This window comes from Methylobacterium sp. J-090 (genome assembly GCF_022829345.1).
Classification (GTDB): domain Bacteria; phylum Pseudomonadota; class Alphaproteobacteria; order Rhizobiales; family Beijerinckiaceae; genus Methylobacterium.
Genome location: NZ_JAKSXV010000115.1, coordinates 20,423 through 42,696, shown reverse-complemented (window position 1 = coordinate 42,696; position 22,274 = coordinate 20,423). Strand labels below are relative to the sequence as shown.

Below are 22,274 nucleotides of genomic sequence, written 5' to 3'. Positions count from 1 at the left end.
GGCCGACTGGACGAAGGACCACCGGGCCCAGATGCGGACCTGGGAGATGTCCACCGTCGCGAGCCTGAAGAACGTCATCGCCGCCGAGCGCGAGGCAGGGCGGGCCGCCGGTGAGATGGCCAGCGCGCAGCTCGCCGCGGCGGTGAAGGCAGGCGAGGCATCCCGGATCCAGAGGAAGGCAGCCGCCGAGCAGGTACGGGCGCATCGAGAGGCCGTGCGGGAGCGCCGCCGGGACGCTGCGACCACCATCGCCTCCGGTGCCGGCCTGGTGGCCGCGCACAAGGGCAAGCAGATCGGCCTGGCGTCGGTCCAGTCGGCGGCTGACTTCGACATCGCCGTGCGCAAGCAAAAGGAATTTACCGACATCACATCGGTCGACCAGGCCGGCCTGCTCGCCCAGGCGAAACGCGTAGGACAGGAGACGAAGTTCTCGAACGAGGACGTGGTGAAGGCGCAGACGGCCTCGATGCAGGGCCTGCCCGCCGGCTTCGGATCGGAGCTCAAGGCGGCGGTCGCCCAGGGCATCGTCGAGAACGTGAAGAGCTACGCGATCCTGATGGACACCGACCTGAAGGAGGGTGCGGAGACAATCCGCTCGTACCTCTCGCAGACCGGCAAGGACATCAGCACGAAGGAGAGGGCGGTCACCGAGGCGAACAAGGCCACCAATCAGCTCGTGAAGATGGCCAAGCTCGGCGGCATGTCGGGCGAAGACGTCGGACAGTTCGTGAAGCTGGCCATGTCGTCGGGCTCGACCGCCGGCCTGAGCACGGACAGTCTCATGTCCCTCGGCGCGCTGGCCAAGCGCGGTGGCCTGCGCGGCGACGAAGCCGGCACCTTCGTGAAGACCTCGGCCGGCAAGCTCGTGAATCCCACGAAGAAGGGTCTCGCCGCCTTCAACGCGGCCGGGGTCAACCATTCGAGCTTCGTAAAGATGCCGGAGCGGCTCAGCACGTCGGCGTTGGAGGGGCAGTTCCGCCTGGACATGGGCAAGGGCTTCACCCCGGCCATCCGCAAGCGCCTCGACGCCATCAACGCCGACAAGGGTCTGATTGGCGACCAGGGCCGTTACACCGAGGCGGTCGTGAGCGCCGTCGGGGACATCCTCGGCAAGACGAAGAAGGGCAAGGTCCGGGCGTCGGACGCGCAGACGGCGGCCAAGGCCGTGGGCAACTACCACAAGGTCGCCGCCCAGTCGGTCGACGTTGAGGCCCTGCTCGATGCCCTCATGAGTTCCAACGCGACGCTGGCCCAGCTCAATGCGATCTTCACCGGGGCGCACGGCGGCAAGGGCGCGATCACGGCTCGGCAGTGGGAGGAGTTCAAGGCCTCTCGCGCCGAGATCAAAAAGAGCGGAGACGATCCGGACTATGCCAAGAGGAAGGCCAACGAGATCATGGCCGGCCTCGGCGGTGCGGTCGAAAACCTGAAGGGCTCGTGGGAGAACTTCATCCTCACGGTTGGCACGGCGAACGAAGGCCTCATCAAATCCACGGCCGACATGCTCGGCAACGCGATCGACAGCTTCTCCAAGCTCGACAAGACCACGCAGCAGGCCCTCTCCCTGGCCGGCGGCGGCGCGGCGCTCGCCGGGGGCGCCTACGGGGCGTTCAACCTCGGCAAGGCCCTGCTCGGCTTCGGAGGTGGCGCGGCGGCCCTGACGGGCTCGGCGGCGGCCCTGACCACCTCGGCGGGCTTGCTCGATGCTGCTGCCCTGAGGCTCGCGGGCGGTAGCATCGGCAGCGGGATTGGCGCGGGTGTCGGTGCGGCTGCGGGCGGTGCAGCAGTCGGGGGCGTCTCGCTCGGCCTCGGTGGTACCGCTGTGGCAGCCGGCGCCCTGGCCGGCGGCGTCCTCGACATGCTGACGCCCGGCACGAACGGTGGCGTCGGTCACGCGCTGCTCGGGCGCGACAGCAGCCTGCAAAAGACGATGAAGGCTCTGGCCGCAGAGAGGAAGGCGGCTCAGGCCCTACAGGGCGTCGACAGCCCGACAATCATGGGCGCGGGCCGGACCATGTCGCTGCCCGGCGGGGCCGATTCCAAAAAGGGGTTCAAGTCGGAGTACACCGCGTCACGGGGGACGCTGGGCGACTTCCTGTTCGGGCAGGACAAGAAGGCGATCGTGCTCCCTCAGGCCCTTCAGCGAGCCCGCGCCGACATGGCGCAGATCCAAACACCGCCGGCCGCGGGCTCGACCGCGGATGCAGCAGCGCGCAGCGTCCCGCTCCCGCCGCGCCGTCCCGTCGAACTCGGCGGCACGCTTGCGACGCAGCTCGACGAGGCCAAGCGCAAGGCCGACGAACTCAACGCCACCACGATCGCACCGAAGGGCGACGGCGCCGGGCTTGCCCCCCTCGGAACGGCTGCCGACGAGGCCAAGGCGAAGCTATCCGAACTCAGCGGCCTCACCGTTGCCCCGCAGGGCAACACAGCAGGGATCGACTCTGTGACGGCCTCAGCCCGGGCGGCAGCCGCAGCCCTGCGCGAGGTGATCGCTCTTGGCGGGCAGGCTCAGACGACCATTGCGAAGGTCAACACCGCAAACTTCGGCGGGGGCGTGCGCACCGGCAAAGTTGCCGAGACTTTTCGGAACCTGCGTTCGGATACGGGGATGTAGCGGATGCCCTGGTGGGTTGGCTCGCCTTCACCATCGGCATGACCTGCCCGGTTCGAGGGGACGAAAAAGCAGGCTCTTGAGGCACATCGATCCTCAAAAAAATGAGATCGAGCAGCTTGCCTCCGTCGACGTCGGTCCACCGTCCATGCTAGGAGATGCGGTATGCGCGCCGAGGTAGTGGATCTTTTTTGCGGTATCGGAGGACTTAGCGCGGGATTCCGCAGCGAGGGCTTCGACGTCGTCGCCGGCATCGACCTCGATGGAACATGCCGATACGCCTACGAACGCAACATCGGCGCACGGTTCATCGCCGGTGATCTCGGTGACGTATCGGTCGACGAAATCGCCGCTCTGTACTCCGGCACAGCTCGCCGCGTCCTGGTCGGCTGCGCTCCGTGCCAGCCATTCTCCATGTACACGGGCAGGTATCGCAAGGCACCGGACGTTGCCCCGGCCGACCTCCGCTGGCGTCTCCTGGAGGAGTTTGCCCGCATCATCGAGGGTCTAAAGCCCGACGTGGTGTCGATGGAGAATGTCCCTCGCGTGGCGCTTCACCCGGTGTTTGCCGAGTTCGTCGAGCGGCTACGAAACGCGGGCTATCACGTTCGCTACGACAAGGTGAGGGCCGACCATTACGGCGTGCCCCAGAAACGCGCCCGTCTAGTGCTGCTCGCCTCGCTTCATGGTCATGTCGAACTCGTGCCGCCGACACATCGAAAGCACCCGCGTACCGTGCGGGATGCGATCGGCGACCTGCCTGCCCTCGTAGCGGGCGTCCCTGACTCCACCGACAGGTTGCACGTGACCCGGGGACTGAGTGAAAAGAACCTCAGCCGCATTCGCTCGACGAAGGAGGGCGGCAGCTGGCGGGATTGGAGTTCCGACCTCAAGCTCGACTGCCACAAGAAGGCTGGAGGCGAGTCCTTCCGGGCGGTGTACGGTCGCATGAGTTGGGACGAGCCTTCGCCCGTCATCACCACTCAGTGCCTCGGCATCGGCAACGGACGCTTTGGGCATCCCGTACAGGATCGCGCCATATCGATCCGCGAGGCTTCACTCCTGCAGTCGTTCCCTGCGGATTTCGAGTTCGTTGGGCCAGACGAGCCGGTCAACCAACTGCGCCTGTCCCGTCAGATCGGAAACGCGGTTCCGGTACGTCTGGCGGGCGCCATAGCGCAGTCGATTCAGCAACACCTAACAGCCATTCCTGTTCCCATGCCCAAGTCCCCAAAGTCACGCATCCGTCGTCAGCTTAAATGGACGAATGGATGGGTAAGACCAAGCTTCAAGAGGCATTGAAGACATAAGATGGGGCGCCAGGTGGCATAACAAGCGTTGGGTACCAAGCGTCGGGCGCCAATGGATCCCCGCGGTACATTAGGGCAAGAGCCGGCACCTGCGGCGATGATTGCCTAATCATCGCGATCTCGGGACCACTCAACCGCCCCCTGAACCACCCGTCCGTAGGCATGACGGTATCCTGAAGGCCGCGAACGTAGACTTGGCATTGACCGGCAAGGCGATCTTCGTACGTGCGAAGAAGCGCCAGAATTACTTCTGGCTGCCATAGCCCTGGATCTTCGTCTTCAAGTGCCACGCCTTCGATCAAGGCTTTGGCCTCATCGAGAGGCACCGGTGTGGAGCGATCAGAGCGCGTGCCTCCGCCGATCGGAACGCCACACCGTTGTAGTGTCGTCAGCACGGCCGCGGCTTGGACTGGGTCGGTACGAATGTAATATGGGAATATCTGATCGCGACCGGCAACGATCGTTGTGATCGCTGCGGCATGCAATGCGTTCGGTCGAGTCGGGCGCGCCGACCGGGGGACTTGGATAAGGATAGGATCAGTCGGGTCGTCGGATGACAGCGCTGCCCTGAGTTCCTCCTCAGCAACGTGGATCTGCTTGAATTTGGCACCTAATCGCAACGGAAGGTAGATGCGCATGTGGTCCAAATAGGCACGACGATAGCCGTACATGCGAGCATGCTGCCAGACAGTGTCCATCTGCGAAGTGCGTGCCTCCCGGATGTAATAGGTCACGAGCAAGTCATCAATGGTGAGGCCCCGCCCTAGGATGTTTCCACCGACCATGAAGTTGAGTCGGGGGCCATAGACCGGAGCATCGGCCCGCGCATTCACTCGTATGATTTCGACCTGCCTCATGGCGCTCGTGATCGAGCCGACCAGATCAGTCAGCGACGGAGCCGCCGGGACCGAGCGTCGAATCTCGGCGTCGGCGACAGCGAAGAACGTAGGTACCGTGCCGTCACGGACGGCCTGCCGGATTTCCTCTAGTCGCGCCTCGATGTGGCGGACGACGACGTCATGGTCGGTTATGAGGTGGCTGGTGTGGGAAAGGTGCTTGAACCCTTCTGCGGGCCACAAGCCGGCTATCGCTGCTCGGGCGCAGGCGGACAGAACAAAGAAATCGATCGATGCTGCAAAACCTGCGGGAACCGTTCCGCGCATGAAGTCGGTCTGCTGATCGTTGACGATCACGATAGTCGTTGGTTGAGGCTGTCCCGCACGCCCGTCGAATGCACCGAAGAAGACCTCACCACCGCAGTAGCCACCGCCGGGCGCAAGAAGGAAAGTCGCGCTGGGCCGCATAGGCATGTCGCTGCCTTGAAGGAGCAGCACGTAGGGCGTCGCCGTCACTTGAACAAAAAGGCTATGAGGCAGGATCTCGCCTATGGAGAAACCCGACTCCTGCGGCCGGTCATTCTCCACGAGCAGTCGGTTGATCGTGCTGGCGTAAGCGGGCGCGCTCGGCAAGCCGGCTGAACGAGCTGCAAGCGTCGTATCCAAGGACGCTGCATCCGCCTCGTCGTCCAAAATCAAGACGGGATAGCTGGGCGCATCGAGTCTTTGGAGCAGAAGGATGACCTGCTTGAGGTTCGAAGAGTTCTTTGCGCAGACAAGAACTATACCGTCCGTCGCCACAGAATCGCGCAACCGATCCTCTTGACCTTCCCACTCATAGGATTGGCCTTCCTTAGTGGCCGAGAAGACACGAGGTCCGTCGAGGCTCTTAAACCGTGCTGCCGTCTGTTTGACCAGGGCGACGTTGTCGGTCGTAAGAACCACTACGACTCGGAATCCGTTATCGAGGCATAATGCAGCGCTCAGGATCATCGCTACGGTCTTGCCACTCTGAACGCGTCCGTACAGGAGCATGCGAGACGGCTTGTCCGCCAGGATGTCCGCACCGCTGGCTTGAGCCGATCCAGTCGCGCCGACCTCGCCGGGCGCAACCTGCGTCTCGTAGATTCCAACGAGCCGTTCGACGAAGCTAGCTGCTTGGTCCGTCACGGCGTCTACCGCGGACGCGGCCATGGGTCTGCCTCGCAGGCCATCCACCAAGTTGCCACGGGTGCCGGTGGCGACGGGGCCGTCCAAACGAATTGGCATGTGGCTCTTTGGGCTCTTTCAGGTCGAGGGTCCGAACCTACATTCGCCGGATGACCGAAGCGAGTCCCGTTGTGGACCTCCCCGTCGATGCCTCCCGATCCGCCCTGATGGGCCGGATCAAGGGCAAGGACACAAAGCCTGAGATGATTGTCCGCCGCTTGGCGCATCGCCTCGGCTATCGGTTTCGGCTCCACCGCCGCGATCTGCCGGGATCGCCGGACCTCGTGTTCCCGAGCCGGAGGAAGGTAGTGTTCGTCCACGGATGCTTCTGGCACCGTCACCCTGGCTGCCGGCGGGCGTCGACGCCGAGCACCCGCCGGACATTTTGGCAGGCGAAGTTCGACCGCAACGTCGAGCGGGATATCCGCCAAGAGATCGAGCTCATGGCCGCCGGCTGGGAAGTGCTTGTCATTTGGGAGTGTGAGACCCGAGATCTCAATCGCCTCAACTCGGCCCTAATCAATTTTCTTGAGCCATAATCAAAATTGCCTGAGCCCCACACTAAAAATGGATTTGAATGGATGATATGTGCTGATTAAGTCTGTACAGAGCGTCGTACATTGCGTCAGCTGAAGTATCGAATCCCCTGTCTGGCCCAAAACGTTTATCTGGTGTAAGCCAACATCCAACTATATCCGCAATAATTTCTGATGCGGCACTATCTGCGCTTAGCTCGAATGTATTCCAGCAGGCTTCGATGCGCTCCGCTACCGGTGGATAATCGGCGCTACCTCTCGTCTGCTCAGAGTCAAATAGGGCGATCCAGATCAATCCTACTCCTGTCACGAGTGCATTTGCATCCAATGCCAAATCAGATATGCTTGGTTTTGCGCCCAGCTCCCGGTCAACATCAGCAGAAAGGTCCCTTTTTAGCCAGATAGCTGCCTGTTTATCAGACTCCCTTTCGCAGCCTATGGTATCAATATCAAATCTTTTCTGTCTTTCATCGTGGTTTAAAACAATATGAGCTAGTTCGTGTCGGAATATCCATCCGAGAGCGCCTACAAATAAAAGCACGCCCGTATGGTCATCGGTTCCCGGATCTGGGTGGGAGATTATGGGTGGCGCCCAAGCTGGCCAATGTGCCTTGCTAGCAAATTCGCTGGGCACATCATTATCAAGAAATCTTCTAGCCAGCTCGATACCTTTGAGTCCCGTCTCTAACTCAATATCGTCGTCAAGTTGCAGTTCATCTTTGCCGGATCTGCGGGCTTCGAACACCCTTTTAGCTAAACGACTAATACTTTGACTTAGTGCCCATAGGCTTGCTAAGCCGTTCCAAGTGCAAATCACCTGTTTCTGCGATGTTATTACAAGAAATTGAGCGCGGGCCGTATGACGACCATAGGGCTCTTCAGAAATCAATAGCTTAATATCCACCAGCGACAACTTTGCGTCAGCGACCGCCTCCGAGAAACAACTTTCGATCTGAGGCTTAAACTCGCAAAAAAGTGGCTCAAGAGGCATCACAGCACCCTTCAATGATTCGGAGCGTCCGGGTCAGCCTTTGGCTGGCTTGGCTGGCTTAGGTTTTGTCGGTTTGGCGACATCCTTCGCCGCAGCGTCGTCGGCATCCCGCGCCAACCGCTCGGCCTTCAGGCGAACGATCTGGTCGTCACGCGCCGTCTCTCGCACCTTCACCTCTTCCCAGACCTGCCCTGCAGTGTCGGCTCTTTCGGCTGCTTTGGCAGCACGGGTATCGGCACGATCCTGACTGCCGCTTTTATCCTGGGCCATCGGGATCCTCCTACCGCATGAAGTCCGCGCCGGTGAGACGCTTTCATCCCTATCGCACACTTCCGATAGGGTTTGATGCCTCTGCCACCGGGGAAATCTGACATGATGAGGGTATCCCCGGGCAAAACTTATGCACTTTGCTATGTTTAATTCGAAATGCTATAAAACACAGCTCAATATATAAACTAACGAAAATTTGTTTTTTCAGCTTGGAACAAAATCGAAATTCATTCTAATTGAGCAAATTCTAATAACTGTAGTTTTGCGGACTATTCAAGGCTCAGGATCCACGATAAGGGCTTCAAAGCTCCAAGCGTTATCGCAATGCCAATGGCATCATTGGGGCTAGCTGAGTATCGAGTGCGTAATCCTTCCGCCCGTGTAGATGGAATGTATTTATGACTTACCAGCAGCAAGATACAACGCAAGTGCCTGGGAGCACAATCGACACTATTCCTGATTACGCTGCAGGGCGGCGCGCATTTCTCGGAACACTCGGCCTTGGTGCTGCTGGTGCGCTCATCATGGCGGGCACACCAAGTGCCGCTTTCGCGCAGGCCGCTGCCCCGTCAGCCGCGGATGTCTTTAATTTCGCGCTTAACTTCGAGTACCTTGGCGCGGAGTTCTACCTTCACGCTCTCAACGGCTCCACTCTTGGCGCGGGCGATATCGAAGGCACGGGTGCACAAGGTGCGGTCGTCGGCGGCCACGCGGTGCCGTTCCAGGACCCGTTCGTGCGGTCCATTGCCCAGGAGTTCTCCGCGGACGAAGTGGGACACACGCGCTTTCTGCGGTCGATTCTCGGCGCCGCTCGCATCGCGCGTCCGGCCATCGATCTCAACAACAGCTTTACGGTCTTTGCCCGCTTCGCCGGCCTCGTCCCGTCGACGGGAACTTTCGATGCCTTCGCCAGCGACAACAACTTCCTGCTCGCCGCCTTCGTCCTCGAGGATGTCTGCGTCACAGCCCTGAAGGGCGCCTCGCCGCTCATCCGCAACAACGAATTTTTGGAAGCCGCGGCCGGGTTCATCGCCACGGAGGGCTACCAGGCCGGCATCCTGCGGACCCTGCTCGCACAACGGGGGCAGTTCACTCAGGCGCAGCAGGTGTCCGATCTGCGTGACTATTTCGACGGCCCCAGCGACATCGACCAGGGCATCGGTACGGCCCAGCAGGTCAACATCGTTCCGGCCGACGCCAACAGCATCGCCTTCAGCCGCACGCCCGAGCAGGTCCGCAACATCGCCTACGGCACCACGAACGGTCAGCCCGGCGGCTTCTTCCCGAATGGCCTCAACGGCGTCATTCGATAATCCGGCATTCCATGGAAACGGCAGTCCAACCGACGCAACACCACATCCCAGGAATGAGCGCCATGTCAGATACCACCCCCACAACACAGTCAAACACCACGGCCTTTGACTACGAAACCGGACGCCGCGCGTTCATGCGGACCCTCGGTTTGGGCGCTGCAGGAGCAGCACTTCTCACCGCCGGCGGAACGGCACCGGCCGAAGCGCAGAGCGTCGGCGCCGCCGAGGTTTTCAACTTCGCGCTGAATCTCGAATACCTCGAGGCGGAGTTCTATCTCCGCGCCGCCTTCGGTCGCGGTCTCGCCGATGCCGATATCACGGGTACCGGCACCCTCGGTGCCGTCACGGGCGGACGACCGGTCGACTTCACCACACCGCTTCTGCGCGGTTATGCCAACGAGATCGCGGCGGATGAGGAAAACCACGTCCGCTTCCTGCGTGCGATCCTCGGTAGCAGCCGTGTCGCCCGTCCGGCGATCAACTTCGTCGACAGCTTCAACACCCTGGCCCGCTTCTCCGGCCTCGGCAACACCTTCGACGCCTTCGCCAACGAGACGAACTTCCTTCTCGCGGCCTTCGTGTTCGAAGATGTCGGCGTGACTGCCTACAAGGGCGGCTCCCCGCTGATCCGGAACAACGAGTTCCTGGAGGCCACCGCGGGCATCCTCGCCGTCGAGGCGTATCATGCGGGTCTGATCCGCACGGTGCTGGCCACGCGCGGTCTCTACCAGCAGGCCCAGCAGATCTCGGATCTGCGCGACTATTTCGACGGTCCCAGCGACATCGATTTTGGCATCGGGACCTCGGCCACCCCGGATTTGGTTCCGGCCGACGTCAATGGCATCGCTTACAGCCGGACACCGGCGCAGGTTCTGGCGATCGTCTATGGCAGCGGTACTGCTCAGCCGGGCGGGTTCTTCCCGAATGGGGCGAACGGCGTCGTCCGATAAGGCATCAACGGGCGGGGTGGAGAGCCACCCCGCTTCCTTTCGCCTTCAACTAGCCTGGGTGCTGCCGTACTCGACAGCCATGCTTGCCCAACAGCCTAGCTGGGTGTTGGCGCGTTGGAAAACAAAGCGTGAGAGATTTATCAATCGGCAGTTGTAATGCAATTGGTTCGATCGTCCCAACTGTAGTGCTGGGAATCTTACTTGCTGGATGTCAGACTGGCTCAGATCAAGGGATTGCAGTGGTGCCGGGCGTCGAGGCGACATTGCCTGCTGCGAATGAGCTCTACAACGTCGGCCGCATAAATCTTGCTGCTGGAAATAGCGGCTTGGCTGAACGCAACTTCCGCGAAGCAGTTCAGCGTAATGATAAGGATGCAAGTTCCTGGCTTGGTCTTGCGGCTGCGTACGACAATCTTGGACGATACGAACTTGCTGATCGCGCCTATGAACAAGCCACTTCACTTATCGGTGAAACCCTAGAGATCGTCAATAATCGCGGCTACTCATTCATGCTGCGGGGAAACGGTAAGCGTGCTCTTGAGCAGTTTGAGCGTGCTCGTATTCTAGACCCTAGCAACTCTGTCATTCTCAACAATATTCAGATCCTCGGATTAGCACAGCGTCCGACGCGATCTGCGCCATTCTAAACGGCATTTGGGGTAATATCCGGCTCCGGCCTTTCGGCCGCGAGCATAATCTGCCCAAGTAGGGAAGGCAGCTCAATACCGTACTCTCTCAACAGCACGCCGGCGTCGAGAAGTGAGCGGACGTGATCGTCTGGAACCTGCCGCTTCATAATCTGAGCGTCTAGCACCCGATCGGCGAGGAGCGTCGCGAGGCGCGAGACTTCTGACAGCCGCGCTGGCGGCCCACCGATTGCGGGCTCCGTTCCCGGGTCGTCACCTATTTCAGCCACGTGCTGCTCCGGATTACGACGAGCAGGATCATTGACGCACACAACGCGCCGATAATGGCATGCTCGAAGGCGAGCTCAGGCTGAGTTGGCTGCACCAAGTACCAAACCGCGGCGGTGGCGCAGAAGGAGATGCCCGCCAAAGTAAGAGCGGTGCGTGCGAAGGAGGGCCCGGTCATTCGGGTGTCACAGCCTGCCTCTGAGTGCTCTTCCGTAACCGCACGCCTGGCCCCTCAACATTCTGCTCGATGAAGATGACGCCGGCGGGGGCTAATCCCAATCGTCGTCGCTATCTGCGGGTGACCCAGGTGGCAGGACGCCGTCACCGATGACACCCGGATCACCATAGTTAGAGGGCGGCCCGTCGAAGCCCACGACCCCATCTGGGTTATCAGGTGTGACGTTCGGATCGATCCGCCGGCCTGTATTCTCGCGGTCGAGTCGCCTGTCGATGCGGTCCATACGCTTGAGGTCACGCTGAATTGGAATGTCTTGTGCGAACGCGTTGCCGGCGAACGCGACGACCATCAAGGTGGCCCACGAGAGAGATCTCATTTCAGGTAGCCCTTCGCCTTCAGATGCTCGGTCAGCATCAGATCGCCGCTGCTGTCTTCCGCAAACGGACCCCAGGCCCGCTGCCATTCTCTGGGATGAACTCAACGCCGGCCGCTTCGAGGGCGGAGCGTAGAGCCGTGACGGTGCGCTCCTTCAGCTCTTCGCCTGCCTCAAACCGCGAGACCGTATTCGTCGAAACTTGAGCCTGCTCTGCGAGCTCACGGACGCCAATACCCAGCCCGGCACGAGCCATCTTGCACTGAGCGGGAGTCAAATCGCGTCTCCGTTGCGAATTTGCGTTGACACTGCGATTCCAGTGCGTATGTTCGCTACATAGTAGCGAAATCGCTGCTGAACGCAAGCAAAATGGCGACCCGCCAAGGCGGTCGCATCTCCAATCATGCTCGCAACCCCTCAGCCCCGGAGCACACCGGTTATGGCAATGCCCTCGCTCGCCCCTTTGCATCTCAAGCGCCGGCCATCAGAGGGCCTCTACGCCCGTCAGGCCCCGATCCTGGAGGCCAACGAGCACACCCCGGACAGCGCTGAGGATTGGCGCGTCACGGCCCCCGTCCGGCCGGACACTGCCCACGTCCGCGCCCCGCGCTTCCTCGACCAGCTCGGCGACCTCGTGTCTGCCCTCCTCATCATCGCCGGGGGCGTGTTCGCCTACGGCTTCGTGCACCTGGCTTGAGGGGGGTGATCATGAGCACAGCACGAAAGATCGCCCCCGAAGACGGACCTGCAGGCTTGAAGCAGCGTGCCAGGGCTTCACGGGAATCGGCAGAGCGCCGGCTTCATGCGGCACCCAACGCACTCGGAGAAGCGGTCCCCGCCACCTGCGCCGCGGCAAAGCTCGGTGAGTTTCTGGAGAAAACATGGGCTGCTCTGTTCGCGCTCGATGATCTGACCACCGACGCAAACAGGGCGACTCATGAGCCGATGGAGTGCCACTACAGGCATCGAATCGACGAGCTGGAGTTGGCCATCAGCTACGCACGGGCAGCATCACCGGCCGGCATACTCACGCAGCTTGCTGTGGCGTTCGATGCGTTCGATCTGGTTACGACGGGGGCAGATCCTACGATCCGTGAAGCAGCTGGCAGCCGTGGCGAGCGCTGTCTTCATTCGGTTGCTGCAGCGCTCTGCGCAATGACCGGCATCGATCGAGAGGGCTCCTGCGCAAGCCGCTACATGTCGGGCGTAAATGACACGCTGGCCTTCCTCTCTCCGGAGGTGGTCCGATGACGAATGTCGTTCGCTTTCCGGCCAGCCGCCGCGTCCCATCCGCTACCATCCCCCGCGAGGAGTTCGAGCGCCTGGCCGAGCTTGCCCTCGACGTCGTCGATCGCATCGTCGCCCTGCTCGACGCGACGGACGGCGACGCGGATCTCGAGCCCGATGCCGACGACGAGCCGTCGCTGGGGGCGCTCGAGCAACAAATCTCTCAGGTCGGCTGGTTCCGAGGCGGAAGCCGAGACCTCGAGGTTTGAGTGCATGGAACGACCACAAGGGTCTTTACGCTGCGCGTCTTCCAGCGTATGACCTTTGTGGTCTTCTAAGGATGGGTCATGGAACACTCGCAGATTGCGGCCTGGGCGTTCGACCGCAACGTCACCGCTGAGCTCGTCGGCATGAGCACGGTTCAGGTCGGCAATTACCTCAAGCGCTACGACCTCTTCCCCAATCGCCCGCGAGGAAAAGGCTATCCCATTTCCCTCAAGCTCGCCGATCTCCTGAAGCTCAGCGCCGTGAAAACACTCATCGAGCATGGCTTCACACCAGAGCAGGCGTCTGGAGCGCTGCGCTTCAGCCGTGGCCCCTTCAGCGCCATGATCAATGATGGGTACGGCCCAGATCGGGAGCCGCTGTTCGCCTACCCAGGAACGCTCTTCTTCTCTCGCAACCGGGACGGGCAGTTCGTCGAAGTCGACAGCGCGGACACCCTGGTGAGCATTCAAGTTCGCTGCTGGCCGTTGTTCGATGATCTGTGGCCCCGCGTGCGTGCCCAGATCGAGAAGGAAGGCGCATCCGATCGCCCGCCCTACCCTGGCAACGTTACCGAAGGCATCGCGGCATTCGAGAAGTACATCGCCGATCTTCGTGCCGAGCGCTGGGGCGAGGAGCAGGGCTGAGCGATGCAGCGTCGACAGGTCATCACCCAAGCCGCCATCGCCCGCGCCGTGAAGGGCGCACAGGCCGCCGGCCTGAAGGTAGGCCGGGTCGAAATCGAGGGCGGAAAGATCGTGCTCTACTCCAGCGAGGACGCTCCGAAGGATTCGGCGTCCGAGTTCGACGCATGGAGGGCGAAGCGCGATGCGCGTTAGGTTGAAGGGTCTCAATTCACGGACGAAGGTGCTGAGCGACGGCACCAAGCGGACGTACTGGTACGCCTGGAAAGGCGGCCCGCGGATCGAAGGCCACCCGGGCACACCCGAGTTCATGGCGAGCTACAACGCCGCCGTGGCTGAGCGGAAGAAGCCGGCCGCCGGGGTGATGTTCTCGATCCTCAAGGGCTATCAGGCCAGCGCTGAGTTTCAGGGCCGGAGCGAGATCACCCGGAAGGACTACATCCGGCACATCAAGGGCATCGAGGCCGAGTTCGGCGACCTGCCCCTCGGCGCCCTGACGGATCGGCGGATACGCGGCGAGTTCATGGCGTGGCGCGACCGGCTTGCCGTGCGGTCCCGCCGCCAAGCCGACTATGCCTGGAGCGTGCTGGCGCGGGTCCTGTCGTGGGCGCTGGATCGTGGCCACGTGCTGGTGAACCCCTGCGAAAAGGGTGGTCGCCTGTATCGAGCGCAGCGCACCGACAAGGTGTGGACCGCGGCTGACGAGACAGCGTTCCTCGCCAAGGCACCGGCGCACCTGCGCTTGCCCCTCATCCTGGCGCTCTGGACCGGACAGCGCCAGGGCGACCTCTTGCGGCTCCCCTGGTCGGCCTTCGATGGCGAGACGATCCGGTTGAAGCAGAGCAAGACCGGCGCCCGCGTGGTCATCCCCGTCAGCGAGGTACTGCGGGAGGCCTTGGCGGCCACGCCCCGCAAAAGCCCGGTGATCCTCGTGAACTCGGAAGGTCGGCCCTGGACCAGCGACGGATTTCGCTCGTCGTGGCGCAAGGCCTGCCAAGCGGCCGGCGTGAGTGGGGTGACGTTCCACGACATCCGCGGGACGGCGGTCAGCCGTCTGGCACTGGCGGGATGCTCTGAAGCGGAGATCGCGACTTTGACCGGGCACTCGCTGAACGACGTGCGATCGATCCTGGATGCCCACTACCTGAACCGTGATCCGGCTCTGGCGATTTCGGCGATCAGGAAGCTCGAATCGAGAACGCAGTTTCCCGACTGCGTTCCCGACCGGGGCTAAATGTTCTCAGTCTGACACTGGAAAAGCGTAGTAAAATCAAATGGCTGGGGGACGAGGATTCGAACCTCGACTAGAGGAGTCAGAGTCCACTGTTCTACCGTTAAACTATCCCCCAAAGCTTTGAATCATCAAAAGCTTAGGACGGTTTGGTCTGGTCCGCGATCCGTGCCGTGCACCGATCGTTTCGCGCCCGGTCCGTTCCGGTGGAGGGGCGATAGCATGGAGCCGGCGCGGCATGCAAGCGTTCGATTGAGGGCTTCCGCCATCAGGCGATGGCGGGACCGCCGGTGCGGGCCTCGATCATTCCCAGGGTGCGCAGGATCGCGAGCGCCACGATCTCGGCATCGACCTCCCCTTCCGGGGTCGCCGGCAGGATCGCCACGGTGCTGACCTCGTCGTCGGTGAGCAGCCCCGCCACCACCTTGTAGACGTCGCCCTCGGGGGCGGCCGCGTCGTGGACGAGGCAGACACGGCAGCCCCCGGCCTCGCCGTAGACGCGCTGAGTCAGCACCTGGACGCGGCTCTCGTCGTCGGGCTCGGCACGGCGGGGTTGGCCGAAGGTCGGTCGAATGATGTTGTCCATGCTCGTCACTATACCCGAGCCTGGGCGGTTTGTGAGGAGCCCGCTGCCGACGCCGGCGTCCCGGGATCATCCGGGCCGTCAAGGCGATTGACGTGTCATCCGCGCGGTCACCGGTTAGACGGAGGCCGCCCTCAACCCCCAGGACGCCCGATGCCGATCTCCACCGCGCGCCTCGCGCAGCGCCATGCCGAACTCGGCGAGTCCTTCTACGATGTCGTGGCGCCGGCTGCCTTCCCGCGCACGATTCCACGCTACCGCAACCAGCCCTGGGCGGAGCGGATCGGCCTCGGCGACCTGACGGAGGCGGAGTGGATCGCGCATTTCGGCCGGTTCGAACCGCTGCCCGGCAGTTTCCCGCAGCCCCTCGCCCTGCGCTACCACGGCCATCAGTTCCGCTCGTACAATCCCGACCTCGGCGACGGGCGCGGGTTCCTGTTCGCTCAGGCCTACGATCTGGCCGATGGGCGTCTCCTCGATCTCGCCACCAAGGGCAGCGGGCGCACGCCGTGGTCGCGCACGGCCGACGGGCGCCTCACCCTCAAGGGCGGCGTGCGCGAGATCCTCGCCACCGGCATGCTGGAGGCGCTCGGCGTGAACACCTCCAAGACCTTCAGCCTCATCGAGACCGGGGAGGAACTGGAGCGCGGCGACGAGCCCTCCCCCACCCGCTCGGCCGTCCTCGTGCGGCTCAGCCACTCCCATATCCGCATCGGTTCGTTCCAGCGCTTCCTGGCGCTGGACGAGCCCGACAACATCCTTGCGCTCATGGATCACACGATCCGCACCCACATGCCCGAGCTGTGGCGCGAGGAGACGCCGGCCCGCGCCGTCGCCTTCCTGGAGGAGGTGTGCCGGCGGGTGGCGCGCACGGGCGCGCAATGGATGGCCGCCGGCTTCGTCCACGGGGTGCTCAACACCGACAACATCAACGTCACCGGCGAGAGCTTCGACTACGGCCCCTGGCGCTTCGCGCCCGTCAACGATCCGGCCTTCACCGCCGCCTATTTCGACGTACAGGGGCTCTACAGCTTCGGACGCCAGCCCGAGGCCTTGTTCTGGAACCTCAGCCGTCTCGCCGAATGCCTGACGCCCCTGGCATCGCAGGACGGGCTCGAAACGGCCCTCAAGCTGTTCGGACCGGCCCTGCAGGAGGCCTTCGCCGACGCGCTCCTGGCGCGTCTCGGCCTCGCCCGCACGGACGACGACGCGGCGCACCGCTTCGTCGCCGCGTTCTGGGGGTTCCTCGCCCGCAGCGGCGCGCCGTTCGAGCGGACCTTCTTCGACTGGTACGGCGGGCTCGCCAGTGCGGCGCGCGCAGCGGCGAGCCCGTCGGCGTCGTTCTATGCCGCGGAAGGCTTCGCTCCCGTGCGGGCGAGCCTGGAGGCGATGGTCCCCGTCGATGCGGGGCGTCTCGCGCATCCCTACTTCGCCGAAAGCGACCCGTGTACGATGCTGATCGAGGAGGTCGAAGCGCTGTGGGCGCCCATCGCCGAGGGGGACGACTGGTCGGCGCTGCACGCCAAGGTCGCCGCCATCGCGAACATGGCCGAGGCTTACGGTACGCGGGTTGCCCCCGTGGCGGCCCCGGCCTGAGATCGCGGCCCTGTTTCCGACACATGCGGCGGTAGGGTGCCGTGACGGCGCCGACGCGGGAGCGCGGGAAAGCGACGATGAGCGAGATCCGAATCCTCGACGGCACCGGCCCTCACGGTGCCTGGAAGACGGGGGCCGGCACCTACGAAGCCGGCCTGCTGAACCTGCCCGATGGGCGGGCGCGCGGCGTCGAGGATCTCGATGCGCTGGAACTCGCCGACGGCCCCGCGCCGCAGCGCCGGGCCGGGATCGCCGGCGGGCTCAGCGCCGCCCTCGACGCCACCGGGCCCCTGCCCCGTCCTCTCGGCTTGGCCGCCGCGTTCGTCGGCCTCGGCCTCGGCGCCCTCGGGGGGACCCTTCACGCCGTCGCGATCCTGCATGCGCGCTTCTCCGATGGGGCGAGCGCCCGGATCGAGACCGATCCCGCCACCGCCGCCGCGATGGTGCGCGATCGGGACGTCGTCCGGCACGCTCTCCTGCGCCGGGACGCTCCGGTCCGGCGCCTGCTCGCGCCGCCGGCTGTCCCGCCCGTCGCCCTGCCGGCGCCGGAGCACGAAGCCGCACCGGCCCTCACCTCGATCTTCCAGTACGAGATGCGCAAGGGCCGCCTCCGGCGCCTCGCCTCCGGCAAGGCGCCGGACGAGACCTGAGCGCCGATCCCCGTGACGCCGAGATGCGTTCGCCCCGGACACGTCGGTCGCTGGCGGACGGTCCCGATGGGCGCGCCGGAGACGACGCCTCCGGCGGCAACCCGGCACGCGTTCAAGTCCCCTCGGCGGCCAGGCGCAGCAGGGTCGCCAGCAGCACGCGGGCGCCGGCCTCGATGTCGGGCCCGCTGGCGAACTCGTCGGGGTGATGGCTGATGCCGCCGCGGCAGCGCACGAACAGCATGGCGATGGGGGCGATGGCGGCGATGGCCATGCCGTCATGCCCCGCCCCGCTCGGCAGGCGCAGAACCGGATGGCCCTCCGCCGCGATTCCCGCGGCGAGGTGTGCCATCAGCGTCGGGTCGCACGGCGCGCAGGCGGCATCGTGGGTCACCACCCGCTCGAGTTCGAGGCCGCGCCGGGCGGCGATGTCCGCGAAGGCGGCGGCGAGGTCGGCCAGGGCGATGCGGCGCTGGCGGTCGTCGGGCGCGCGCAGATCGAGGCTGAAGCCGACGCGGCCCGGGATCACGTTCACGGCGCCGGGGGCGGCCAGGATGGTCCCCACGGTGCCGACGAGGCCCGGCTCGGGGGCGCAGCGCGCCTCCACGGCCAGGATGCATTCGGCGGCCCCCGCGAGGGCGTCGCGCCGCCCCGCCATCGCCACGGTCCCGGCATGACCCGCCTCGCCGGTGAGCGTGACGGCAAGCCGCGTCGCGCCGCTGATGGCGGTGACGAGGCCGACGGCGAGGCCGGCCCGCTCCAGGGCCGGTCCCTGCTCGATATGCAGTTCGAGATAGGCGCGAATGGTGCCGGGCGCCCGGGCCGCCTCGCCGATCCGGTTCGGGTCGAACCCGCCGGACAGGAGCGCCTGGCCCATGGTGATCTCGTCGGCGTCCGAACGGTCGAGGACGTCCGGGGTCAGGGTGCCGGCGAGCGCCCGGCTGCCGATGAGGGTGGTGGCGAAGCGGGTGCCCTCCTCGTCGGCGAAACCCACCACCTCGATGGCGAAGGGCAGGACCACGCCGGTGCGGACCAGGGCGGCGACGCATTCGATGCCCGCCACCACGCCGAGGGGGCCGTCGAACCGCCCGGCGTCGCGCACGGTGTCGAGGTGCGAGCCGATCACCACGGCGGGTTCGCCGGCAACCGGGCCTTCGAGGCGGCCAATGACGTTGCCGACGGCGTCGATGCGGGCCGTCATCCCGGCTTCGCGCATCCAGCCGAGGACGAGGGCGCTGGCCCGGGCCTGCTCGGGACTGAGATAGACGCGGGTGATGGCGCCCGGGTCGGCGCTGATGGCGGCGAGCGCGTCGAGGCGGGCGACGATGCGGGGGGCCAGCGCGGTCTGGAGTGTGTCGATCACCGGTCTCTCGCTCAAGGGGGGTGTCCTCAACCTTAGGGCACGATCCGGTTTCGGGGAAACCTCATCATGCCCTAAGCTTTTGGAGGCGCATGATATAGTTCGAAGAACGGTCGGCGCTCTTTCCGAGCCTCGCTCGCGTGCCGATCCCCGCCAGGCGCCGCCATGGCAGGCGACGCGCTATCCTGGCCCTCGTCCGCGCCCGCCGGTATGGTCCCGTTCCCACGAGGCCCGAGGCACATGATCCAGAAGAACCACCTGCCCCCCGACGCGACCATCGCCGACGTGGTGGTCGATCTGGAGGATGCGGGCGAATACCTGCGCCGGGTGCTCGGCAACATGCGCTTCTGCCAGAAGCGGCACGGCGACGCCCACCTGCGCATCGGCATCACGGGCAAGCGTTCTCCGGGCAAAGGGCTGGCCCCATCCTACCGCATCGACTATCCGGCCGGCCCGGACGCGACCGAGATGGCGATCTACAACGGATTCGGTGGCCGCTCGCACAGCGCCTTCACCCCGGTCAATGTCCGCGAGACCAACTGGAGCCGTGGCCACGCGAGCATCCAGGAGGTCCAGAAGCTCTATGACGGCCTGCACAAGGCCGGGATGGAGCGGGCCGAGCGGGGCGCCCCTGAGCCGGACACGCCCTGATCACGACGCCCTACGGCCACGGCCCGGGTGCGCGTGCCGCGCCTGGCCCGCGACGGCGACCCTCACGGCGTGCACGAATTCACCGTACGGATCCTGCCGACGGGCGATTTTCCACCGCCTGCACGGCCGACGGCAACCGCCGGATCATCGGCGGTCCCCATCATCACACCCGCACCCACGACGACAGTGTCGTCCGACCCATGGATGGGCGATCGAGGCCGTGATCGGGGGCCAACCGAGCCATGCCGGCATCGGACATCGATCCGAATCCCGGGACCGTCAGGCGGCGTCGTCGCGCGCCGGCGCCTGCAGCGGCGGAGCGTGATAGCGCCTGTCGGCGTAGAGCAATCCGTCGCCGGTGCCGGCACAGGCCAGGGCCACGACCTCGCAGACCAGGACGTCGTGGGTCGCCACGGCATGACGGCCGACGATGCGGCAATCGAAGGCGACGCGGGCGTTGTTGAGGACCGGCGACCCCGTGACGAGCCGGCCCCAGCTGGCGGTGGCGAAGCGCTCGTCCATGGGCGTGCGGCCGCCGAAGGCGCCGGCGACGTCCATCTGGTGCGCGCCGAGGGTGTTGACGCACAGGGTGTCGTTGACGCTCAGGGCCGCATGGGCCGACGCCGTGCGGTTGATGCACACCAGCAGGGTCGGCGGCTCATCGCTGACGCTGCACACCGCCGTCGCGGTGAAGCCCGCGCGGCCGCCCGGCCCGGCGGTGGTGACGAGATGCACGGCGCTGGCGATCCGGGCCATGGCGGTCCGGTAGTCGGCGGCTTCCACCGGGATCGTCGTCGGTTCTGTCATGGTCGGTTCCGTCATGGTTGGTTCGTTCATGCCGGGGACCCTGCCGTCAGGCACGATCGCGGGCCTATTCCAGCGGCCCCACGGCCGACTCCACCGCCGCCACGATGGCGCCCGAGCGCAGGAGGGCGAGGGCGTCCACCATCTCGGTGTGATACCAGCGGTCGCCGTCGAGGGCCGGCGGGATCGTTTCGCGAATGGCGGCGAGCGCCGCCTGGGTGCCCCTGCCGATGGGATGATCCTTGGCCACCTCGGCCACGAGGCTGAGGGCCTGGGCCGCCATCAGGAGCTCGCCGGCGACGATCTGCTCGGCGTTCTCCACGATGGTGCGCGCCTTCCGGCCGCACCAGGTCGAGTTCGAGACGTGGTCCTCGGCATTGGACTTGCCGGGAATCGAATCGACGGAGCCGGGGCTCGACAGGGTGCGGTTCTCCATGACGAGCGCCGAGAGGGTGCATTGCACCGTGGCGAATCCGGTGTTGAGCCCTTTCTTGCCCGCGAGCAGGTTGCGCGGAAGGCCGTAGCTGAGGGTCGGGTCGATGAGACGGAACAGGCGTCGCTCGGAGATCGAGCCGAGATCGGTGATCGCGATGGACAGGAGGTCCATGGCCTGGGCCACGTACTGCCCATGGAAATGCCCGCCCGAGATGCAGGCGTAGCCGCCCTGCTCGTCGTCGAAGATCAGCGGGTTGTCGGTGGCCGAGTTGATCTCCGTGCCGATGATGCCGCCGATATAGGCGAGCGCCTCGCGCACGGGCCCGTGCACCTGGGGCGCGCAACGCAGGGAGTACACGTCCTGCACACGGGGCGGCGGGGCGGTGCCGGGCGCGCGCGCCTCGTCCGGGAACACCGTGTGGCGGGCCGATTCCGTGCAGCGCAGGGAGCCTTCGAGGAGGCGCAGCACGTTGCGGGCGGTGGCGGCCTGACCCTGGTGCGGGCGCGCGGCGTGCAGGCGCGGATCGAACGCCTTGGTCTCGCAGCGCATGCATTCGAGACTCAGGGAAAGCGCGATGTCGGCGTGCTTGAGCAGCTTTTTCGCGTCCTCCAGAGCCAGGACACCGAGCGCCAGGGACACCGTGGAGCCGTTGATGAGCGCCGAGGCGTCCTTGGCCTCCAGGGGGAATTCGGGTTCCATCCCGGCCAGCGCCAGGGCCTCGCGGGCGGGCAGACGCTTGCCCTCGTAGACCATCTCGGCCTCGGCGAATCCGCAGATGGCGCCGGCGAGATGGGCCAGGGGCGCCAGGTCGCCCGAGGCGCCCACCGAGCCCTTCTGCGGGATCACCGGCACGAGGCCGGCATTGAGGCAGGCGAGGAGGCGGTCCACCACGGCCACGCGCGGCCCGGAATAGTTCGACGCGAAGGCATTGGCGCGCAGGAGCATGGTGGCGCGGGCCACCTCCGGGTCGAAGGGCTCGCCGACGCCGGTGGCGTGGGCGTAGACCGTCCGACGCTGGTACTCTTGCATCTCGTCCATACGCACGCGCTGGTCCTTGAACAGGCCCACGCCGGTGTTGAACGAGTACATGAGCGGCGCGTCGTCGGTCATGAAGTTGGCGTCGATATAGGTGCGCGCGGCGGCGAGGCGCGCGCGGGCCCCCTCCTCCAGGGCGGCCGTGGCCCGGGCGCCCGAGGCGTCCGGCCGGACGACGGCCAGGACGTCGGCGGGCTGGAAGGTCCGGCCGTCGAGGGTGATCGTCGTCATGTCGTGTCTCCGGCGAGGGTGTGGCGTGCGTCAGCTGTGTGGTGGACGTCGGCTGTGTGGTGAACGTCAGC

23 protein-coding genes and 1 tRNA gene are annotated in these 22,274 nt (G+C 64.9%); 15 read left to right on the top strand and 9 right to left on the bottom strand.

Going from position 1 to position 22,274, the window contains the following annotated elements:
• The first annotated feature begins 46 nt into the window (after positions 1 to 46).
• Together MKK49_RS24035 and MKK49_RS24030 are read left to right on the top strand one after the other, a co-directional pair.
• Positions 47 to 2,617, top strand: a complete 2,571-nt coding sequence (locus MKK49_RS24035; RefSeq protein ID WP_244032689.1) for a phage tail tape measure protein — start codon at positions 47 to 49, stop codon at positions 2,615 to 2,617.
• A 162-nt stretch (positions 2,618 to 2,779) separates the two neighbouring features.
• Positions 2,780 to 3,916 carry a DNA cytosine methyltransferase gene (locus tag MKK49_RS24030; protein ID WP_244032687.1) on the top strand — a complete coding sequence of 379 codons (1,137 nt, stop codon included), beginning with the start codon at positions 2,780 to 2,782 and terminating at the stop codon, positions 3,914 to 3,916.
• Here the strand turns inward: MKK49_RS24030 and MKK49_RS24025 are convergent.
• The gene (locus MKK49_RS24025) at positions 3,903 to 5,954 is read right to left on the bottom strand and encodes a Z1 domain-containing protein (RefSeq protein ID WP_244032685.1); all 2,052 of its coding nucleotides are present in this window, start codon (positions 5,952 to 5,954) and stop codon (positions 3,903 to 3,905) included. The genes MKK49_RS24030 and MKK49_RS24025 overlap by 14 nt on opposite strands.
• Before the next feature lie 125 nt (positions 5,955 to 6,079).
• On the opposite strand from MKK49_RS24025, the gene MKK49_RS24020 reads away from it, so the two are divergent.
• Entirely contained in the window at positions 6,080 to 6,508 is a 429-nt protein-coding gene (locus MKK49_RS24020; RefSeq protein ID WP_279595757.1) for a very short patch repair endonuclease, read from the top strand.
• Positions 6,509 to 6,530: 22 nt separating this feature from the next.
• On the opposite strand, the gene MKK49_RS24015 is transcribed toward MKK49_RS24020, so the two are convergent.
• Together MKK49_RS24015 and MKK49_RS24010 are read right to left on the bottom strand one after the other, a co-directional pair.
• Positions 6,531 to 7,496, bottom strand: a complete 966-nt coding sequence (locus MKK49_RS24015; protein ID WP_244032682.1) for a phage exclusion protein Lit family protein — start codon at positions 7,494 to 7,496, stop codon at positions 6,531 to 6,533.
• Positions 7,497 to 7,529: 33 nt separating this feature from the next.
• On the bottom strand, positions 7,530 to 7,766 hold the full coding sequence (locus tag MKK49_RS24010; protein ID WP_244032681.1) for a hypothetical protein: 237 nt from the start codon (positions 7,764 to 7,766) through the stop codon (positions 7,530 to 7,532).
• A 398-nt stretch (positions 7,767 to 8,164) separates the two neighbouring features.
• Between MKK49_RS24010 and MKK49_RS24005 the strand changes: the two genes are divergently transcribed.
• From MKK49_RS24005 to MKK49_RS23995, 3 genes are all read left to right on the top strand, one after another.
• Complete coding sequence (locus tag MKK49_RS24005) at positions 8,165 to 9,079, top strand: ferritin-like domain-containing protein (protein ID WP_244032680.1); 915 nt, start codon at positions 8,165 to 8,167, stop codon at positions 9,077 to 9,079.
• 11 nt (positions 9,080 to 9,090) lie between these two features.
• Positions 9,091 to 10,029 carry a ferritin-like domain-containing protein gene (locus tag MKK49_RS24000; RefSeq protein WP_244032678.1) on the top strand — a complete coding sequence of 313 codons (939 nt, stop codon included), beginning with the start codon at positions 9,091 to 9,093 and terminating at the stop codon, positions 10,027 to 10,029.
• 128 nt (positions 10,030 to 10,157) lie between these two features.
• Positions 10,158 to 10,676, top strand: coding sequence for a tetratricopeptide repeat protein (locus MKK49_RS23995; RefSeq protein ID WP_244032676.1), 519 nt, complete (start codon positions 10,158 to 10,160; stop codon positions 10,674 to 10,676).
• Positions 10,677 to 11,212: 536 nt separating this feature from the next.
• Here MKK49_RS23995 and MKK49_RS23990 read toward each other — a convergent pair.
• The gene (locus tag MKK49_RS23990; protein ID WP_244032674.1) at positions 11,213 to 11,470 is read right to left on the bottom strand and encodes a hypothetical protein; all 258 of its coding nucleotides are present in this window, start codon (positions 11,468 to 11,470) and stop codon (positions 11,213 to 11,215) included.
• A gap of 463 nt (positions 11,471 to 11,933) precedes the next feature.
• Here MKK49_RS23990 and MKK49_RS23980 point away from each other — a divergent pair, with 463 nt between their 5' ends.
• The 6 genes from MKK49_RS23980 (at position 11,934) to MKK49_RS23955 (ending at position 14,863) form a co-directional block, all read left to right on the top strand.
• Entirely contained in the window at positions 11,934 to 12,191 is a 258-nt protein-coding gene (locus MKK49_RS23980) for a hypothetical protein (RefSeq protein ID WP_244032672.1), read from the top strand.
• 11 nt (positions 12,192 to 12,202) lie between these two features.
• Positions 12,203 to 12,745: a hypothetical protein gene (locus MKK49_RS23975; RefSeq protein ID WP_244032671.1), complete on the top strand. Its 543-nt coding sequence runs from the start codon at positions 12,203 to 12,205 to the stop codon at positions 12,743 to 12,745.
• Positions 12,742 to 12,990 (top strand): hypothetical protein, encoded by a 249-nt coding sequence (locus MKK49_RS23970; RefSeq protein WP_244032669.1) that lies wholly within the window; start codon positions 12,742 to 12,744, stop codon positions 12,988 to 12,990. The genes MKK49_RS23975 and MKK49_RS23970 overlap by 4 nt, the downstream gene beginning before the upstream one ends.
• Before the next feature lie 78 nt (positions 12,991 to 13,068).
• Positions 13,069 to 13,632 carry a MerR family transcriptional regulator gene (locus MKK49_RS23965; RefSeq protein ID WP_244032666.1) on the top strand — a complete coding sequence of 188 codons (564 nt, stop codon included), beginning with the start codon at positions 13,069 to 13,071 and terminating at the stop codon, positions 13,630 to 13,632.
• Between the two features lie 3 nt (positions 13,633 to 13,635).
• Positions 13,636 to 13,824 (top strand): hypothetical protein, encoded by a 189-nt coding sequence (locus MKK49_RS23960; RefSeq protein ID WP_244032665.1) that lies wholly within the window; start codon positions 13,636 to 13,638, stop codon positions 13,822 to 13,824.
• Between the two features lie 28 nt (positions 13,825 to 13,852).
• Positions 13,853 to 14,863, top strand: a complete 1,011-nt coding sequence (locus MKK49_RS23955; RefSeq protein ID WP_313899203.1) for a tyrosine-type recombinase/integrase — start codon at positions 13,853 to 13,855, stop codon at positions 14,861 to 14,863.
• 41 nt (positions 14,864 to 14,904) lie between these two features.
• Here MKK49_RS23955 and MKK49_RS23950 read toward each other — a convergent pair.
• A tRNA-Gln gene (locus MKK49_RS23950) sits at positions 14,905 to 14,978 on the bottom strand.
• A 150-nt stretch (positions 14,979 to 15,128) separates the two neighbouring features.
• Positions 15,129 to 15,446 carry a hypothetical protein gene (locus tag MKK49_RS23945; protein WP_244032659.1) on the bottom strand — a complete coding sequence of 106 codons (318 nt, stop codon included), beginning with the start codon at positions 15,444 to 15,446 and terminating at the stop codon, positions 15,129 to 15,131.
• 150 nt (positions 15,447 to 15,596) lie between these two features.
• Here MKK49_RS23945 and MKK49_RS23940 point away from each other — a divergent pair, with 150 nt between their 5' ends.
• On the top strand, positions 15,597 to 17,039 hold the full coding sequence (locus MKK49_RS23940; protein WP_244032658.1) for a protein adenylyltransferase SelO: 1,443 nt from the start codon (positions 15,597 to 15,599) through the stop codon (positions 17,037 to 17,039).
• A 77-nt stretch (positions 17,040 to 17,116) separates the two neighbouring features.
• On the top strand, positions 17,117 to 17,689 hold the full coding sequence (locus MKK49_RS23935; RefSeq protein ID WP_244032657.1) for a hypothetical protein: 573 nt from the start codon (positions 17,117 to 17,119) through the stop codon (positions 17,687 to 17,689).
• A 112-nt stretch (positions 17,690 to 17,801) separates the two neighbouring features.
• Here the strand turns inward: MKK49_RS23935 and MKK49_RS23930 are convergent, their stop codons facing one another.
• Positions 17,802 to 19,064, bottom strand: coding sequence for an allantoate amidohydrolase (locus MKK49_RS23930; RefSeq protein ID WP_244032656.1), 1,263 nt, complete (start codon positions 19,062 to 19,064; stop codon positions 17,802 to 17,804).
• Between the two features lie 222 nt (positions 19,065 to 19,286).
• Here MKK49_RS23930 and MKK49_RS23925 point away from each other — a divergent pair, with 222 nt between their 5' ends.
• Positions 19,287 to 19,697, top strand: a complete 411-nt coding sequence (locus MKK49_RS23925) for a hypothetical protein (protein ID WP_244032654.1) — start codon at positions 19,287 to 19,289, stop codon at positions 19,695 to 19,697.
• A 279-nt stretch (positions 19,698 to 19,976) separates the two neighbouring features.
• On the opposite strand, the gene MKK49_RS23920 is transcribed toward MKK49_RS23925, so the two are convergent.
• Positions 19,977 to 20,504: a flavin reductase gene (locus tag MKK49_RS23920; RefSeq protein ID WP_409565132.1), complete on the bottom strand. Its 528-nt coding sequence runs from the start codon at positions 20,502 to 20,504 to the stop codon at positions 19,977 to 19,979.
• A gap of 64 nt (positions 20,505 to 20,568) precedes the next feature.
• On the bottom strand, positions 20,569 to 22,203 hold the full coding sequence (hutH, locus tag MKK49_RS23915; protein ID WP_244032651.1) for a histidine ammonia-lyase: 1,635 nt from the start codon (positions 22,201 to 22,203) through the stop codon (positions 20,569 to 20,571).
• Between the last annotated feature and the right edge of the window lie 71 nt (positions 22,204 to 22,274).